The organism is Luteimonas sp. A649 (genome assembly GCF_054072735.1).
Map to the genome: position 1 here is coordinate 148,101 of NZ_JBSVRQ010000001.1, position 15,930 is coordinate 164,030.

The following is a 15,930-nucleotide window of genomic DNA, read 5'->3' on the forward strand; positions in this document are numbered from 1 at the left end:
GGGCGGAATCCTGCCCGTCGCTCCGGGCGGGCGGTAGCCGGGGCCTTGGCTATACTTGCCTGAACGGGGGGCAGCCGCGGTCATGGGGCGCGTGCCATGCCCGCCCGGCCGGGGAGCGGTCGATGGATGATGCAACGCGCTGGAAGCGTGTGTGGGAGCTGTTCGACAGGGTGGCGGAGACGCCATCGGAAGGTCGCGAGGCGTTGCTGGCCGCGCTTGAGCCCGATGCACTGGTCCGCGAGGAAGTGCTGGCGCTGCTTGCCGCCGATGACGCCGCCACCGCCGGTCCGGGGCCCGGCCCGGGATCGACTCCGATGCTTGCGCCTGGCGCCCTCGTCGGCCACTGGCGGGTGGACGCGCTGCTGGGCCGCGGCGGCATGGGCGAGGTGTACCTGGTCACTCGCACCGGCGCCGATTTCGAGCAGCGCGCCGCGCTCAAGCTGATGCTGCGGATGCAGTCGGACGAAGACCGCGCGCGGTTCGCCGCCGAGCGCCGGATCCTGGCGCGGCTGGAGCATCCGGCCATCGCCCACCTGCTCGACGGCAGCGAGTACCAGGGCACGCCCTACGCGGTGATGGAGTACGTCGACGGCCTGCCGCTCAACGAGTACGCCCGCGACCTCCCGCTGCACGAGCGCCTGCAGCTGGTGCTGCAGGCCTGCGATGCGGTGGGCCACGCGCACCGCCACCTGGTGGTGCACCGCGACCTCAAGCCGGGAAACATCCTGGTGACCGCGGACGGCCAGCTCAAGCTGCTCGATTTCGGCATCGCCAAGCACCTGTCGGCGGATGACGGCCTGCCGCAGGATGCCACCCGGGTGATCCGCGCGTCGCCGGATTACTGCGCGCCCGAGCAGCTGAACGGCGGGGCGATCTCCACCGCCACCGATGTCTACGCGCTTGGCGTGATCCTGTTCGAGCTGGTCACCGGGGAGCGCCCCTGGCAGCTGGGCGGCATGCCGCTCATGCGCGCACTGGAACGACTGGCGCTGCAGGAACCGCCGCGCGCCAGCAACCGGCTCAGCGGCGCGTCCGCGCGGGCGCTGCGCGGTGACATCGACAACATCATCCGCAAGGCGCTGCAGCCGAACCCCGGGCAGCGCTACCGCACCACCGACGAGCTTGCCGAAGACATCCGCGCGCACCTGGACCAGCGCCCGGTGAAGGCGCGCAAGCCCACCATCGCCTACGTGTGCCTGCGTGCGCTGCGCCGCCATCGCGTCGGCTTCGCGGCGGCGGCGATCGCCGTGGCCAGCGTGGTCGCGGGCGTGACCGGCGTGGTGCTGCAGGGGCGCGAGGCGGCGATCGAGCGCGACCATGCGCGGCGGGAAATCGTGCGGAACAACGCCGTGCGCCAGTACATGACGCTGATGTTCCGCAGCGCCGGCGAGCTGCAGGCCGATGGCGACGTGACCGCGCGCGACGTGCTGACCCGCGCCGCCGCCCAGGTCGCCGACGAGTTCGGCAGCGATCGGGCGGCCTACGCGGACATCTCGCTGGCGCTGTCGGAGCTGTTTTTCCAGATCAACGACTACACCGGTGCACGGCCACTGCTGGAGCGCCTGGTGGCCGATGGCGCCGTGGATGACGACGTCCAGGCCATGGCCAGGCACGACCTCGCCCAGATCAGCTTCCGCGAGACCCGCCCCGACGATGCCGCCGGCCTGCTGCAGCAGGCGCAGGCATTCTGGGCCGGTGATCCGCGCCGCTACCGGTCCGAGCTGCTCGACAGCCGGCTACTGCAGTCGCAGCTCGAACGCACCCGGGGCGACATCGACCTCGCGGTTCGCACGCTGGAGGACGCGCTGCCGCAGCGCATCGAACTTTCCGGCCCGACGCACCGAGAAACCGTGGTGCTGGTGAACAACCTGGGCATCGCCTATTTCCAGGCCGGACGCCTGGAGGATGCGGCAAGCCGGTTCCAACAGGCGCACGGCCTCTGGCAGGAACTGGGACAGGACCGCAGCGCAGACGCGCTCAACACGCTCAACAACTGGGCCTCCGTGGAAGCCCGCCTCAGCCGGCCAGAGGTTGCGATCGGGATCATGGAGGACGCGCTGGCGCTGCGCCGCGAGCTGTATGGCCCGTCGGCCGCGATGGCGGCGCTGATGAACAACATGGGCAAGACGCTGAGCCAGCTCGGACGGCACGAAGAGGCCGTCCCGCTGCTGCGCGATGCGATCGACATGGGCCGCATCCATGCCGGTGGCGAGACCGGAGCCATCGCCGTGGCCGCCAGCCTGGGACTGGCCGACGCCCTGTCGGGCAGCGGGCATCCACAGGGGGCATGGGAGCTCATCGACGAGGTCGGCCCCGGCATACTGGAGACATACGGCACGCCGCATGTCCTTTCGGCGATGCTCGACATCTCGAGGGCGCGCGCACACCACGCAGGCGGTGCGGTCGCAGCGGCACAGGCGGCATTGGTGCAGGCGCGATCCGGGCTGGTGGCGCTTGGACCGGCGGGCGCGAACGCACTTCAGCAGCTGGAGGCGCTGCAGCAGGGCTGGAGCGATCAGCCCAGCGCGTCGGAATAGTCGACAAGCTGCGTCTGCAGCCATGCGCGCGCCTTGATCCAGTCGCGTCGCACGGTGCGTGAGGTGACGTTGAGGATGTCGGCGGTTTCGACCTCGGTGTAGCCGGCGAAGTAGCGGCACTCCACCACGCGCGCCAGCCGGGGCTCGATCTGTGCCAGGGTCTCCAGCGCCTCGCCGATGGCCATGTTGAGGTCGTCTTCGTCAGGGGATGACGACAGGGATGACTGTGCCTCCACGGCATGCACCGCCTCGTCCAGCGAGAGCGGGGCGACGCCCTCGCCGCGGCGCAGTCGCGACCGGGCGCGCGCCTGGTCCACCAGCACGTGCCGCATCGCCACGGCGGCGGCGGCCAGGAAGTGGCGACGGCTGGCCCACGGACCGCCGCGCACCACTTTCAGGTAGGTCTCATGGATCAGTTCAGTGGTCTGCAGCGTGCCGCCGCGGGACATCCGTGCGCGGATGCCGCGCGCCGCGCGCCGCAGGTCCGGGTACAGCAAGGGCGCGAGCTCGGCTGCGCTGACGCAGATTTCTTCCGTGACGTCGGGGGTGTCCATACCGTTCCTGGCGCTCGTGATCATGCACAACCATAGCCTGCCGGGGGTGCGTAAATCCCGGGAATGTCCTCTGCCGGGGTCAAGGTGGCGTAGTCCACAGATACAGATGGAGCCGCATCCCGCGAATCGCCGCGGCCAGGCTCCGCGCCGGGGGGCTGGAAATGGACTGGAGGCTGTCGGCACTGCTGTACGCGGTGACCGTGATCGTCGGCTACGGAAACGGTGCGCCATACACTGCTTCCCGGGCGGATGAGCCCACGCGCGTGCAGGTCGGAGTGCATGCAATACGGCAGGACTTCCCGTTTCCGGTCATGCCGGGGTGGATCGAACACAGCACCACGCAAGCGGAAGGCCCACCGCGACGCGTGCTTTCCAGCACCTGGATCCATGATGGCGATGCGGCCTCCCAAGCGATCGCGTACCGCCACGTGCTGGAAGCCGCCGGCTACCGCGTCGCGCCGGGGCGGCTCGCTCCCAACACCGAAATCGCGCTGACGGGCACGGGGATGGTCGCCGGGTGGCCGTACCGCTTTGCGGTGGATTTCTCGCGCGGGCCTGGCGGGGACCCGAGCGTGGTGCTGGTGTTCACGCCGTGTGCGTCGGTTTGCTGAGGCTTGTCCGCTTCCCGCCCCATGGGTCGTGTACAGGGTTCACGGAATGTTGCAGGGCGCCTCCCGGGAGGCGGCGTCCGGCACAAGGAGTGGTTCATGCGCGTGGTCGGGCTTGTCGTTGTCGTTCTGTTTTCAATGCTGCATTCGGGCTGCGCCACGATGACCCAGAGTGAATGCCTGGCCGGCAACTGGGCACGGGTGGGCTACGAAGACGGCGCCGCGGGGTATCCACCGTCGCGCCTGGGGGATCACGAGCGGGCCTGCGTCGCGCATGGCGTGGGCGTGGATGCGAGGGCCTACATGGACGCGCGAGAGCGCGGCCTGGATGTCTATTGCACCCCACACCGGGGCTTCACCGTGGGCAGCAACGGCCACAACTACGCAGGCGTCTGTCCCTACGAGCTGGAGCGTGGCTTCCTCGCCGGCTACACGGATGGGCGTTACGTGCACGACGCCAGGCAGCTGGTGAACCAGGCCCGGTCCGATGTCAGCTCCACCGAGCACCGGATCCGCACGCTTCGCAAGGACATCGACAAGACCCGCGACCGCATCGGCAAGCAGGACATCGCGGAAAAGGACCGCGACGCCCTGCGCAGCGAACTTCGCCGGCTCCGCGATGACATGCAGCGCGCCGAAGGCGAACTCTCGCGCGCCCAGCGTCGCCGGCAGATCGCGGAGCGGGACCTGGACGATGTGATGCACAGGTTCGCACCGGCATACGGAGGCTGGTGAAGCGGGCCGGGCCAGCAACGAGCGGCAACGATCCAATCAAACAACGAAAGGCAGGGGACACATCATGTTTCGACATCTCACGCTGGCGCTTGCCGTCGGCCTTGCCAGCCCGGCCGTCGGTGCCCAGGCCCAGCAGGCCAAGGCCCACGACACCATCCTGGTGTTCGATGGCTCCGGCTCGATGTGGGGGCAGATCGACGGCGTCGCCAAGATCAGCATCGCCCGTGATGTCGTGCAGGGACTGCTGAAGGACCTGCCGCCCGAGCGCCGGCTCGGTCTGGTGGCTTATGGACATAACCGGAAGGGCGACTGCAGCGACATCCAGACGCTGGTTCCAGTGGGGACCGATCGCAGCGCGATCGGCCAGGCCATTGCGCGCGTCAACCCGGTGGGCATGACGCCGATGACCAGGGCCGTGGAGCATGCGGCGGAAGCGCTGAAGTTCACCGAAAACGAAGCGACGGTCATCCTCGTGTCCGACGGCCAGGAAACCTGCCACCTGGACCCGTGCCAGGCCGCCGCGAACCTGGCGAAGCTGGGCATCGGCCTGACCGTGCATACGGTGGGCTTCGGGCTCGGTGCGGAAGAGGCGGGAGCGAAGGGTGAACTCAGCTGCATTGCCGAAGCCACGGGCGGTCGCTTCTTCGTCGCCGACGATGCCGACGAACTGCGCGACGCGCTTGACCAGATCAGCGCCGTGCAGGCCGCGCCAGCGCCTGCTGCTGAGCCGAAGCCAGCGCCCGAACCGAAAGTTGTCGCCACCGTGGAGGTCACCCTGGTTGCGACCGATCAGGTCAAGGGACCCGCCATCGAGCAAGGCCTGACGTGGACGGTGCGCCATGGTGCGACCGGCGAGATGCTCCACGAATCAGCCGATGCCGGGTCCATCAAAGTGGATCTGCCGCGTGGCGTGCATGACGTGAGCGTGCAGCGCATCTCCGACGGTGCGAGCGCGGAGGGTGAGGTCACCGGCACCAGGGTGACGCTGCCAATCGTCGTGGAACTGGACGCCAGCGTGAAAACGCCCGAGACCGGGGCGGCCGGCTCGAATGCGCGGGTGGTCTGGTCCGGTCCGGACGAGCCCTCCGACTACATCTCGGTGGCCAAGCCCGATGCGGCGGACAACAGGTACGAGAACTACACCTACACGACGAAGGGAAACCCGCTGCAGCTGCTGCTTCCCAAGGATGCCGGGGATTACGAAGTCCGTTACATCAGCCACAAAACCCAGACGGCACTGGCGCGGCAGCCCATCACGGTTACGGCGGTGGAAGCCGGTCTGACTGTTCCCGCCACCGCGGCGGCAGGCTCAACGATTACGCTGGCCTGGACCGGCCCGGATTATGAAAGCGACTACATCTCGGTGGCCAAGCCGGATGTGGCTGGAAACGCGTACGAGAACTACACCTACACCCGGAGGGGAAATCCGCTGCAGCTGCTGTTGCCCGCGAGCGCGGGAACATATGAAGTTCGCTATGTCCAGAACCAGGGGCGCAAGGTGTTGGCGCGGGAGGCCATCACCACCACGGCCGTCACCGCGAGCGTGGACGCTCCAGCAAGCGCCGGGGCCGGCTCGACGCTCACCGTGTCCTGGACCGGCCCTGATTATGAGAGCGACTACATCTCGGTGGCCAAGCCCGATGCGGCGGGCAACAAGTACGAGCGATACACGTACACCGGACGCGGAAATCCGTTGCAGCTGCAGATGCCTGCGGAAGCAGGGATATATGAGGTGCGCTATGTCCAGAATCAGGGAAGTATCGTGCTCGCACGAAAGACGATCAACGTGACACCGGCGAGCAGCCCTTGACGTCGATGCGCACAGCCCGCCGGTACCCAGACCAGACCGAGGAGACAGGAATGAATCAGCGTTTTCACCCCAGGTGGCCGACTGCAGTCGGTCGCGCCCGACGCATGCTGGCCCTGACGGGGCTTTGCTGCCTGGTCGCCGCATGCGGCGGGGCGCCCGGTGACACCGCCGCGCCCGGTACCTCCGGCAGCCCGGCCACGACCGGAGTCCAGGCATCTGAAAAATCCGCTGGAGCTTCGTTCCAGGCCGCGGTGTCCGGCGACCTGGAGATGACGGTCGCGGGCGAGGGCGCCATTGCCGGAACCAGGTATGGCCGTTACCACCTCAGCTTTTCCGGGCAGCCCGGGGGCGATGCCGGTGCGGTCATCATCTCGCTGGCGCGTGGCGACACCGCGTCTCCCGGGCCTGGCACTTACACGCTTGGAGAAGGCGGTGATTTCGACGGCAATATCGAAGTCCACCCTGGCCCGGCCGACTACGCCATCGACGACGGCGAGCTGGTGATCACTGCTGCATCGGGCGACGCGCTGGCGGGTCGGTACATGTTCTCGGCGCAGGAGCGCGGCGGTGCGGCAGCGATCACTGTCGAAGGCAGCTTCCAGACCCGCGCGGCGGACTGACGGTGCCCCGCTGGAATGCCCTGACCCAGCAAAAAGCCCCGCGGTAGCGGGGCTTCGGAATGGTGGCTATGGGTGGAATCGAACCACCGACCTCGGGATTATGAGTCTCGCGCTCTAACCGTCTGAGCTACATAGCCATGGCTCGCGCGCTGCTCGCGGCGAGCCCGTAATTGTCCACTGGGTCGGGTCCGGCGTCAAATTGGGCGGCCGCGGCTTGTCGCCCCCCGCGGCCCGTGGCAGAGTCGGTCGCAGTGACGCCGGAGGCGTCGTAAGACCTCAGGAGTCCGCATCGTGATCGATCCGGACGGCTATCGCCCCAACGTGGGCATTGTGTTGATGCACCCGGACGGCCGGGTGTTCTGGGCGCGCCGCGTGCGCCGCGACGGCTGGCAGTTCCCGCAGGGCGGGATGAACTCCGACGAGACGCCGGCCGAGGCCATGTACCGGGAGCTCGAGGAGGAAACCGGGCTGCTGGCCGGCCACGTCGACGTGCTCGGGGTCACGCCCGGCTGGCTGCGCTACCGGCTGCCACCGCGGGCCATCCGCCGCAACGACCGCCTGGTCTGCATCGGCCAGAAGCAGGTCTGGTTCCTGCTGCGTTTCACTGGCGCCGACGCCGACCTGCGCCTGGACCTGACCGACAAGCCCGAGTTCGACCACTGGCGCTGGGTGGACTTCTGGTACCCGCTGGAGCACGTGGTGAACTTCAAGCGTGGCGTCTACACCCGTGCCCTGCAGCATCTGGCGCCGTTCGCGCGGGAGGTGGCGGGGGCCAGGGCCGTGCCGACGATCAGTCTCGAGGCGCAGCGTTCCCGGGGCCGTTCGTCGCGGCTGGCGGGTCAGGGGCCGGCGCAGGGGCGGCGTCCGATCGCGCAGGATTGACAATCATTCTCATTCTCGATGACAATCGCGGCGTCCCATTCCTGCGAGCCTGCCGTGTACGTCTGTGTCTGCAACGGGGTTACCGATCATGAAATCCGCCAGGCGGCTGCCGCCGGCTGCGGCAGCATGACCGAGCTCACCATGCGCACGGGCTGCGGCGCCAGCTGCGGAAGCTGCGTCGGCACGGCGGTCGGGCTCCTGGAAGAAGAAACCGCGGCCCGCAAGGTCCTGCAGGTCCTGCCGCTCGCCAACGCGGCCTGAGGCCCCGCCCCGGCCGGATGCGGCTGGGGATGATCACGATTCGCGTTCCGCCACGCCCCGCGTGATGGCGCTACAGTCCCGGCATCTTCCCCACGCAAGCCGGAGACATGCCATGAAGGGCGATCCCCAGGTCATCAAGTACCTCAACCAGGCGCTGTTCAACGAACTCACCGCGATCAACCAGTACTTCCTGCACGCCAAGATGCTGAAGAACTGGGGCCTCGAAGACCTCGCCAAGCACGAGTACGAGGAATCGATCGACGAGATGAAGCACGCCGACCAGTTGGCGGACCGCATCCTGTTCCTCGAGGGGCTGCCGAACTTCCAGGCGCTGGGCAAGCTGCGCGTGGGCGAGTCGCCGCGCGAGATCCTGGAGTGCGACCTGTCGCTGGAGCTCGACGGCCTGCCGGTGCTGCGCGAAGCCATCGAGTACTGCGACAGCATCAAGGACTACACCAGCGGCCGCCTGTTCAAGGACATCCTCGATTCCGAGGAAGAGCACGTGGACTGGATCGAAACCCAGCTCGACCTCATCAACCGCGTGGGCGAGCAGAACTACCTGCAGTCGAAGATGGGCAGCTGACGCTGCTCAGGCCTGCGCCGGGCTCGCCGCCTTCAGTGCCGCGCGCGCCCGGGTGAATTCGTTGGCCACCAGCGCCACCGCCACGGCGGGGCGCTCGAGCAGGCGCTCGCGGGCGCCGAGCTCAACGCGCTTGGCCGCGGCCGAAAGCGACATCGCACCCAGGTTGGCACTCGAGGACTTGAGCGAGTGCGCGGCGTCGCGCAGGGCCTCGTAATCTGGACCGGTGGCAGCCTGTTCCATGGTGCCGATCAGGCGCGGCGTGTCGGCCAGGAAGACGTCGATCAGGTGGTCGAGGTCGCCGCCAAGCATGGTGCGCAGTTCTTCGAGGATCTCGTGGTCGAGCACCGGCGGCAGCACCGGTGGCACGGATGCGGTGCTCGGTGAGGCCGCGGGCGGGGGCGGGGCGACGGCCATCGGCGGCGTCGACGGGACCGGCACCGGTGCCGGGCTTGCCACGGTCGGCTGCACGGTCGCCTGGAACGCCATCGGCGGCGCGACCGCGTACAGCTCCGGCAGCGGCGGCACGTCGGGCGCATCGGGTTCAAGCACGGGCGGGATCTCGTCCACGACCTCCACGAAGGCCTCCGCGCCATCGCCATGGTCGATCATGTCGCCGGTGTCCGGGTCCACTTCGTACGACTCGCGCTGCGCGGCCAGCGCGGCCGTCTCGGCATTCCACCAGCGCGCCAGCGTCCGCTCGAGCTCGCTGCGGGTCACGGGCTTGGCGAGGTAGTCGTCCATCCCGGCATCCAGGCACTTCTGGCGGTCACCGGCCATCGCGTTCGCGGTCATGGCGATGATCGGCACGTGGCGGCCGTCGCCGGCGGCGGCTTCCATCTCGCGCCAGCGGCGGGTGGCGGTGTAGCCGTCCATGACCGGCATCTGGCAGTCCATCAGCACGATGTCGTAGCGCGAGGCTTCCATGCGCAGGATGGCGGCCTCGCCGTTGCTGGCGGTGTCGCAGGTGATGCCGAGCACCGACAGCAGGCGCTGGCCCACCATCAGGTTCACGGGGTTGTCTTCGACCAGCAGCACGCGCGCGGCGCGCACGGGTGCGGTGGATAGCGGTGGTGTCGTGGCGGTGGCCATCGCGATGGGTTCCCTGGCGGAGTCCGGTGTCTGTGCGACATTCCCGCCCAGCAGGGCGGCGCGGAGATCGGCATCGGGGGCCTGCCGGCTGAGTAGCGTGACGCTGCGTTGCAGTTCTTCGGGGACCGGGTCGTCCCCGTACAGGCAGACCAGCTTGAGGTCGCCGTACACGGCCTGGCGGCCGAGGTTGCGGTGCAGGGCCACCGCGGTGCTGCGCATGCCGGCAAGGTCCGCCAGCACGAGGGAGTAGGCCCAGGGCGCGCCCTGGTTGGCGGCCGCGCGCAGGCGGTCCAGGGCTTCCTGGGTGGTCTCGACCGAGCTCACGCGCAGGCCCCAGTTGGGCAGCAGCATCGACAGCCGCAGGCGCAGGCGCGGGTCCGCGCTGAGCAGCAGCAGGCGGCCGCGGGCGGTGCTGTCCTCGGCGGCGCTGGGCATGTCCCCGGTGGCTTTCAGCAGGGGGATCTCGAACCAGAACGTGGCGCCGTGCCCGGTCTCGGATTCGACGCCGATGCGCCCGCCCATCAGGTCGACGATGCGCTTGGAGATCGCCAGGCCCAGGCCGGTGCCGCCGTAGAGGCGGGTGGTGGACGCATCGGCCTGGCTGAAGGCCTGGAACAGGCGCGCCTGCGAGGCGGGAGCGATGCCGATGCCGCTGTCACGCACTTCGAATCGCAGCTGGTGCTGGGCGGCGGTCTCGCCGATGCGGCGCACCGTCATCGACACCGAGCCGCGCTCGGTGAACTTCACCGCGTTCGACACCAGGTTGCCCAGCACCTGGCGCAGGCGCACCGGGTCGCCGCGCACGGCCAGGCGCACGGCCGGGTCGATGTTGAGGCTCATGCGCAGGCCCTTGCCCTGGGCCGGGCGGTCCAACAGCTGCATCACGCCATCAAGCAGTTCGCGCAGGTTGAAGCCGGTGGTTTCGAGTTCGAGCTTGTCGGCTTCGAGCTTGGAGTAATCGAGGATGTCGTCGACGATGCGCAGCATCTGCTGCGACGAGGTATAGGCGGTGCGCACCAGCTCGGCGTGGTCGGCCTGCAGCTGTGCGTGCATCAGCAGGTCGAGCATCGGCACGATGCCGTTGAGCGGGGTCCGGATCTCGTGGCTCATGGTGGCCAGGAACTCGCCCTTGGCCATCACCGCCGATTCCGCCGCCAGCTTGGCCTGGCGCAGCTGGGATTCGAGCTGGGTGTGGTGGTCGATCTGCGCCTGCAGCTGCTCCATCACCGCTTCGTCGCGGCGTGCGCGCTCGTCGGCCTCGTCCATTTCCTGGTCGCGCTTGCGCACGCTGACGTGGATGGCGACGACCGCAAACAGCACCAGCAGCACCATCACCAGCGCCGCATGCTGCCAAGGGCCTTCGAGCCCGAACACGTCCAGCACCAGGGTCAGCGTGGCGCCTGCGGCCGCACCCAGGGCGAGCCAGCGGAGCATCAGGGCCGAGGGACGTCCGCGTGTCAGCATCGTCAGAGCACCGAGTGGTCGAAGTCATAGTCCAGTCCGCCCGCCGCGTGCTGCACCAGATTGCCCTGGATGAAATCGACGCCGCTCATCCAGAGCGTGGCCGCGGCCTGCGGATCCTCCACCTGCTGGCCGATGACGCACAGGCCCAGGCGGTGCGCGCGCTCGATCGCCTGGCGCATCTCGTCGCGCACCGCGGGATCGTCGAGCTTCTGCGAGTAGCGCGATGCCAGCCGCACGTAGCCCAGCGGCAACTGGCTGAGCAACGCATCGGCCTCGCGGCCGGAGTGGTACTGGCCCAGGCACAGCTGCACGCCCGCGGGGACCATGGCGTCGCAGAACTCGCGCAGGGCGAGGGCATGGATCAGGGCTTCGTCCTGGCGCACGTCGATCACGACCCGTTCGCCGGCGACGCCGTAGGCGGCGAGCATGCCGAGGACATGGTCGGCGTGGCCGTCGCGGGCCAGGCTGCGCGCGGACTGCGATACGAACAGGCGCACCGGCTTGCCCGCCTCCGCGCGCTGGTGCAGCACGGTCACGGCAAGTTCGAGCACGCGCGCATCGATGTCGTGCATGAGGTCGGCGGCATCCGCGGCCGGCAGGAACTCCGCCGCCGGCAGCAGGCTGCCGTCGTCCTGGCGCATGCGCAGCAGGGTCTGGAACTGGGCTTCGTCGCCACCGGCCACGGCGACCACCGGCTGGAAGGCGAGCTCGAAGCGGTTGTCGGCAAGCGCCTGGCGCACGGACTCGGCCACGGCCTGGTCGTGGTCGCGCTGGCGTGGCGGCTGGTAGCCGGCCACCGCGGTGGGCTGGGAGCGGGCCTCTCGCAACGCGCGTTCGGCCGCGGCCAGCGCGCTGCTGGCATCGCCATAGGCGTGGGCCAGGGTGGTGTAGCCGACGAAGGCGCGCAGGCGCACGGTTTCGTCCTTCACGGTGAATCCCTCGCGGCCGAGCGCGTCGCGCAGCGCGCGGGCGCTTTCGGGAAGCTGTTCGGCCTCGAGTTCGGCGGCGTGGACCAGGTAGATGCTGTCGCTCAGGCGCGACACGGCGTGTCCGGCGGCGGCTTCGCCGATGCGGCCCGCGGCATCGGTCAGCAGCTGTTCCAGGCCGGCATAGCCATAGCGGTCGCGCAGGGCGCCGACGCCGGCGACCTCGACCATGTACAGCGCGCCCTTGCCATCGCCGGGGATCATGGAGTTCAGCCGCTGCAGCATGTGCGAGCGCGTGTAGAGGCCGGTGACCGGGTGCCGTCCGCCGCCACTGCGCTCGCGCTGCAGCATGCGTGCGCGGCGCACGCGACTCTGCACCGCGGCGATGAGGTGGCGGGGACGCACGGGCTTTGTGAGGAAGTCGTCGGCGCCGGTTTCGAGCGCTTCGAACTGGCGCTCGGGATCCGGGTCGCCGGTGAGGAACACGATCGGCACGTGCCCGTGCAGTTCGTGGTTGCGGATCAGGTTGGTGAGCTCGACGCCGTCCATGCCCGGGATGTGCAGGTCCATCAGTACCAGGTCGGGGCGGAAGGCCTCCAGCGAGAGCATCACTTCGCTTGCCACCGACACCACCGCCGCCTGCATGCCCGCGCCGCAGAGCACGCTCTCGGCAAACAGGGCCTGGCTGAGGTCGTCTTCGACCACCAGTACGCGATAGGGCGCTTCGGTGGTGCCGTCGGGGGCGACCGGCGGAGCCACGGCCGGCGGAGGCGGCTCGGTCGGGGGCGCATCCACGCGCATGGCAACCGGAGGCGCGGCGTCTTCGCACCAGCGGCGCCAGTAGCCGGCCGGCGGGAACTCGGCGCGTGGCGGGACCCCGGGCAGCGGCGCTGTCGTGCCGGTGCCAGCCAGGGACCGTGTGCCGGGTGCTGCGCTCACTGCGGGGCTCCTCCGTGGGCGAAAACGGAGGCCCGCCGCGTCCAGCGCGTCCCCCGAATCGCCAAGCCTACAACGAACCGGAGCCGGGAGCGTGCGAAGCGCGTCGTGTCAGCGCGTGCTGGCCACCGGTGTGCGCCTGAACAGCCGCCGCCAGACCCACCACAGGGCCAGCGCAAGCACCAGGCTCAGCGTCAGCGCGATGCCGAGCGCCAGCAGCGGATTGGCCAGTGCCAAGGCCAGCAGGCCGATGGCGGCGATGTCTTCGGTGGCCGAGGCGCCGAGGTTGCTGAATGGTTCGGGCGAGGCGTTGATCAGCACCCGGCTGCCCGCCTTGAGCGCGTGGCTGCCCAGGGCCACGCCCGCTCCCGTGGCGAGCATGCCAGCCGACAGTTCGCCATCGGGCGACAGTGCGGCGGCGGCCAGGAAGGCACCTGCGGGCACCCGGGCCAGGGTCTGCAGCAGGTCCCAGCCGGAGTCGACCCCGGGGATCTTGTCGGCGAAGAACTCGACCACGGCCAGCACGCCGGAGACGCCCAGCACCCAGGGCGATGCGGTGACTTCAAGCGCTGCGGGAAGGTCCAGCCAGCCGAAGGCACCGGCCAGGCCGACGCCGAACACCGTGAGGTAGACGCGGATGCCGGCCAGCCAGGCGAGCAGGACGCCGGCGGCGAAGAGGTGGGCTTCGGACATGGACGCGCTCCCGGCGGGCTGCGATGGCGCGGAGTATATGCGGGGCCCGGGGCTCCCGGTGCCCGGCCCCGTGGCGCTACCATGCGGGGATGCCCGAGACGCCGCAGTCCGACGAAGCGCCCCCCGCGTCCCCGCCACCCGGGGACCTGCCGCCGCCTGTCCCGGCCCGCGGCGACGCGCCGCCCGAGCATCCGCATCCGCGCGCGCATGCGCTGCTGCTGGTCGTGCTCGCGGCGTGCCTGCTGTTTGGTGTCTGGGGCGCGTGGACGGTGTCCAGCGGTGCAGGGCGCGGTGATGACGCCGTGCTGCGCGCGGAAGTGGAGGACCTGCGGCAGCAGGTGGCCACCCTGGGGCGCTCCGACCAGGTCAGCCGTGATGCCAACCAGGACCTGCAGGGCACGCTCGCCGAGCGCGACGAAGAGATCTCGGCCCTGCGCGCGGACGTCGCGTTCTACGAGCGCCTGGTCGGCAGCACCAGCCAGCGGCGTGGACTGACCGTGCACGGCCTGCGGCTGCAGTCGCAGGGCGAAGGCGCCTGGCACTTCATCGCCACCCTGACCCAGACCCTGAACCGGGCGGCGGTCAGCAGCGGCAGCTTGACCGTGACCGTGGAGGGTTCGCGCAACGACAGCCTGGAGCGCCTGGCCTGGACCGACCTGCGCCAGCTCGAGGATGCGCCGGGCGTGGAGTATTCATTCAAGTACTTCCAGCAGGTCGAAGGCGACCTGATGCTGCCGGCGGACTTCAAGCCGTTGCGTGTGATCGTGCGCCTGGCGCCCTCCCGCGGCGCCGCGGTCGAAGAGTCGTTCACATGGGCCGAGGCCGTCGCAGCGACGCCGCGTTCCGCGCCGGACGCTTGAAGCCCGTCGCGGCACCCCCCATGCTTGACGGCATGAGCAGCATCACCACGATCGATCTCTCCGCCCCCGGCTACCAGGCGCTCGAGCGCCCGCTGGACTTCACGCCCGCGGCCGCGGCCAAGGTGCGCGAACTGATTGCCGAAGAGGGCAACGACGCCCTCAAGCTGCGCGTCTATATCCAGGGCGGCGGCTGTTCGGGCTTCCAGTACGGCTTCGAGTTCGACGAGGAGCAGGGCGAGGACGACCTGGCCGTGGCCACCGACGGCGTGACGCTGCTGGTCGATCCGCTCAGCCTGCAGTACCTGATGGGTGCGGCGGTGGATTACGTCGAGAGCCTGCACGGCGCGCAGTTCACCATCCGCAACCCGAACGCGAAGTCGACCTGCGGCTGCGGAAGCAGCTTCACCGCATGAGTCCGCGGCGCGCCGCGCCGTTCGCCTTCGTCGAGGCGCCGCTGGACCGCGCCGAGAACCTCCGTGACGACCGCGAAGCCCTTGCCCGGCTCTGGGCTGGTGGCCGCGCGCTTGTGCTCGACGCGCAGGGCTGCGCGCGGTCGACGGATGACGGTGCGCTGCTTGCCCTGCGCGCGGCGGACCTGGGCGATGCCCCCGGCGATGCGCTGTTCCTCGGCCTGCGCGGCGAGGAAGGCTGGTTCGCGCTTCGCGAAGAAGACATCGCTGCTGCGGATGCAGGAACTCCGGCTGCCAGCGCGTCCGCGGGGCCGCCGCGCATCGACCTGCGCAGCGCGGCTGCGCAATGGCCCGACTTCGAGGCCACCGCCTTCGCCCAGGCGCGTGCGGTACTGCACTGGCGCGCGCGGCACCGGTTCTGCGGCGCCTGCGGCGGCGTTCTGGAGTTCCTGCGCGCTGGCTGGCTCGGCCACTGCGGCGCCTGTGGGCTCGAGCATTACCCGCGCACCGATCCGGCGATGATCGTCGCCGTCAGCGACGGCGAGCGCCTGTTGCTGGGCCGCGGGCCGGGCTGGGCGCCGCGACGCTATTCGGTGCTGGCCGGCTTCGTGGAGCCGGGCGAATCGCTGGAGCAGACCGTGGTGCGCGAGGTGTTCGAGGAATCGTCGGTGCGCGTGCGCGCCTGCCGTTATCTGGCGTCGCAGCCGTGGCCGTTCCCGTCGTCGCTGATGCTCGGCTTCGAGGCCGAGGCTGGACCCGACGAACCGCACTGCCCCAGCGATGAGCTTGAGGACGCGCGCTGGTTCAGCCGCGACGAGGTCGGGGCCGCGCTGCGCGGCGAGTCCGGGCCGGAGGGCCTGTTGCTGTCGCCGTCGATCTCGATCTCGCGCTGGCTGATCGAGCGGTGGCACGCCGGGAGCTGAGCGCCGGCACCGTCGCGCGCGGTCGCTGGCGCTAGAATC

The 15,930-nt window shown here is 69.7% G+C and carries 15 protein-coding genes and 1 tRNA gene; 11 read left to right on the forward strand and 5 right to left on the reverse strand.

The features are described 5' to 3' along the window. Window positions 1–122: 122 nt before the first annotated feature. The gene (locus tag ACW5E8_RS00715; protein ID WP_456963595.1) at window positions 123–2,537 is read left to right on the forward strand and encodes a protein kinase domain-containing protein; all 2,415 of its coding nucleotides are present in this window, start codon (window positions 123–125) and stop codon (window positions 2,535–2,537) included. Here the strand turns inward: ACW5E8_RS00715 and ACW5E8_RS00720 are convergent. Continuing rightward, window positions 2,516–3,091, reverse strand: coding sequence for an ECF-type sigma factor (locus tag ACW5E8_RS00720; RefSeq protein ID WP_456963596.1), 576 nt, complete (start codon window positions 3,089–3,091; stop codon window positions 2,516–2,518). The genes ACW5E8_RS00715 and ACW5E8_RS00720 overlap by 22 nt on opposite strands. Before the next feature lie 161 nt (window positions 3,092–3,252). Here ACW5E8_RS00720 and ACW5E8_RS00725 point away from each other — a divergent pair, with 161 nt between their 5' ends. The 4 genes from ACW5E8_RS00725 (at window position 3,253) to ACW5E8_RS00740 (ending at window position 6,864) form a co-directional block, all read left to right on the forward strand. Further along, window positions 3,253–3,702, forward strand: coding sequence for a hypothetical protein (locus tag ACW5E8_RS00725; RefSeq protein ID WP_456963597.1), 450 nt, complete (start codon window positions 3,253–3,255; stop codon window positions 3,700–3,702). A gap of 159 nt (window positions 3,703–3,861) precedes the next feature. Continuing rightward, on the forward strand, window positions 3,862–4,434 hold the full coding sequence (locus ACW5E8_RS00730; RefSeq protein WP_456963598.1) for a DUF2799 domain-containing protein: 573 nt from the start codon (window positions 3,862–3,864) through the stop codon (window positions 4,432–4,434). Between the two features lie 64 nt (window positions 4,435–4,498). Further along, window positions 4,499–6,244 carry a vWA domain-containing protein gene (locus tag ACW5E8_RS00735; protein ID WP_456963599.1) on the forward strand — a complete coding sequence of 582 codons (1,746 nt, stop codon included), beginning with the start codon at window positions 4,499–4,501 and terminating at the stop codon, window positions 6,242–6,244. 104 nt (window positions 6,245–6,348) lie between these two features. Then, window positions 6,349–6,864, forward strand: a complete 516-nt coding sequence (locus ACW5E8_RS00740; RefSeq protein WP_456963600.1) for a hypothetical protein — start codon at window positions 6,349–6,351, stop codon at window positions 6,862–6,864. A 60-nt stretch (window positions 6,865–6,924) separates the two neighbouring features. Here ACW5E8_RS00740 and ACW5E8_RS00745 read toward each other — a convergent pair. Next, window positions 6,925–7,001, reverse strand: a tRNA-Met gene (locus ACW5E8_RS00745). A 154-nt stretch (window positions 7,002–7,155) separates the two neighbouring features. Here ACW5E8_RS00745 and ACW5E8_RS00750 point away from each other — a divergent pair. The 3 genes from ACW5E8_RS00750 to bfr all read left to right on the forward strand — a co-directional run bounded on the left by ACW5E8_RS00750 (window position 7,156) and on the right by bfr (window position 8,590). Then, on the forward strand, window positions 7,156–7,746 hold the full coding sequence (locus tag ACW5E8_RS00750) for an RNA pyrophosphohydrolase (protein WP_456963601.1): 591 nt from the start codon (window positions 7,156–7,158) through the stop codon (window positions 7,744–7,746). 54 nt (window positions 7,747–7,800) lie between these two features. Next, entirely contained in the window at window positions 7,801–8,007 is a 207-nt protein-coding gene (locus tag ACW5E8_RS00755; RefSeq protein WP_456963602.1) for a (2Fe-2S)-binding protein, read from the forward strand. 112 nt (window positions 8,008–8,119) lie between these two features. Continuing rightward, window positions 8,120–8,590 (forward strand): bacterioferritin, encoded by a 471-nt coding sequence (gene bfr / locus ACW5E8_RS00760; protein ID WP_456963603.1) that lies wholly within the window; start codon window positions 8,120–8,122, stop codon window positions 8,588–8,590. 6 nt (window positions 8,591–8,596) lie between these two features. Here the strand turns inward: bfr and ACW5E8_RS00765 are convergent, their stop codons facing one another. The 3 genes from ACW5E8_RS00765 to ACW5E8_RS00775 form a co-directional block, all read right to left on the reverse strand. Further along, on the reverse strand, window positions 8,597–11,143 hold the full coding sequence (locus tag ACW5E8_RS00765; protein ID WP_456963604.1) for an ATP-binding protein: 2,547 nt from the start codon (window positions 11,141–11,143) through the stop codon (window positions 8,597–8,599). A 2-nt stretch (window positions 11,144–11,145) separates the two neighbouring features. Continuing rightward, entirely contained in the window at window positions 11,146–13,008 is a 1,863-nt protein-coding gene (locus ACW5E8_RS00770; protein ID WP_456963605.1) for an EAL domain-containing protein, read from the reverse strand. A 108-nt stretch (window positions 13,009–13,116) separates the two neighbouring features. Beyond that, complete coding sequence (locus ACW5E8_RS00775; RefSeq protein ID WP_456963606.1) at window positions 13,117–13,698, reverse strand: DUF4126 domain-containing protein; 582 nt, start codon at window positions 13,696–13,698, stop codon at window positions 13,117–13,119. An 89-nt stretch (window positions 13,699–13,787) separates the two neighbouring features. Between ACW5E8_RS00775 and ACW5E8_RS00780 the strand changes: the two genes are divergently transcribed. Genes ACW5E8_RS00780 through nudC form a run of 3 tightly spaced genes read left to right on the forward strand, consistent with a single transcriptional unit; the run spans window position 13,788 to window position 15,891 of the window. Beyond that, window positions 13,788–14,558: a DUF6776 family protein gene (locus ACW5E8_RS00780; protein WP_456963607.1), complete on the forward strand. Its 771-nt coding sequence runs from the start codon at window positions 13,788–13,790 to the stop codon at window positions 14,556–14,558. Between the two features lie 32 nt (window positions 14,559–14,590). Then, window positions 14,591–14,971, forward strand: coding sequence for an iron-sulfur cluster insertion protein ErpA (gene erpA / locus ACW5E8_RS00785; protein WP_456963608.1), 381 nt, complete (start codon window positions 14,591–14,593; stop codon window positions 14,969–14,971). Continuing rightward, complete coding sequence (gene nudC, locus ACW5E8_RS00790) at window positions 14,968–15,891, forward strand: NAD(+) diphosphatase (RefSeq protein ID WP_456963609.1); 924 nt, start codon at window positions 14,968–14,970, stop codon at window positions 15,889–15,891. Before erpA ends, nudC begins: the two co-directional genes overlap by 4 nt. Window positions 15,892–15,930: the final 39 nt, after the last annotated feature.

What these genes read in the sequence shown, in the direction of transcription:
- ACW5E8_RS00715 (WP_456963595.1), top strand. Translation starts at nt 123, where the DNA reads ATGGATGATGCAACGCGCTGGAAGCGTGTGTGGGAGCTGTTCGACAGG.
- ACW5E8_RS00720 (WP_456963596.1), bottom strand. Translation starts at nt 3,091, where the DNA reads ATGGACACCCCCGACGTCACGGAAGAAATCTGCGTCAGCGCAGCCGAG.
- ACW5E8_RS00725 (WP_456963597.1), top strand. Translation starts at nt 3,253, where the DNA reads ATGGACTGGAGGCTGTCGGCACTGCTGTACGCGGTGACCGTGATCGTC.
- ACW5E8_RS00730 (WP_456963598.1), top strand. Translation starts at nt 3,862, where the DNA reads ATGACCCAGAGTGAATGCCTGGCCGGCAACTGGGCACGGGTGGGCTAC.
- ACW5E8_RS00735 (WP_456963599.1), top strand. Translation starts at nt 4,499, where the DNA reads ATGTTTCGACATCTCACGCTGGCGCTTGCCGTCGGCCTTGCCAGCCCG.
- ACW5E8_RS00740 (WP_456963600.1), top strand. Translation starts at nt 6,349, where the DNA reads ATGCTGGCCCTGACGGGGCTTTGCTGCCTGGTCGCCGCATGCGGCGGG.
- bfr (WP_456963603.1), top strand. Translation starts at nt 8,120, where the DNA reads ATGAAGGGCGATCCCCAGGTCATCAAGTACCTCAACCAGGCGCTGTTC.
- ACW5E8_RS00765 (WP_456963604.1), bottom strand. Translation starts at nt 11,143, where the DNA reads ATGCTGACACGCGGACGTCCCTCGGCCCTGATGCTCCGCTGGCTCGCC.
- ACW5E8_RS00775 (WP_456963606.1), bottom strand. Translation starts at nt 13,698, where the DNA reads ATGTCCGAAGCCCACCTCTTCGCCGCCGGCGTCCTGCTCGCCTGGCTG.
- ACW5E8_RS00780 (WP_456963607.1), top strand. Translation starts at nt 13,788, where the DNA reads ATGCCCGAGACGCCGCAGTCCGACGAAGCGCCCCCCGCGTCCCCGCCA.
- erpA (WP_456963608.1), top strand. Translation starts at nt 14,591, where the DNA reads ATGAGCAGCATCACCACGATCGATCTCTCCGCCCCCGGCTACCAGGCG.
- nudC (WP_456963609.1), top strand. Translation starts at nt 14,968, where the DNA reads ATGAGTCCGCGGCGCGCCGCGCCGTTCGCCTTCGTCGAGGCGCCGCTG.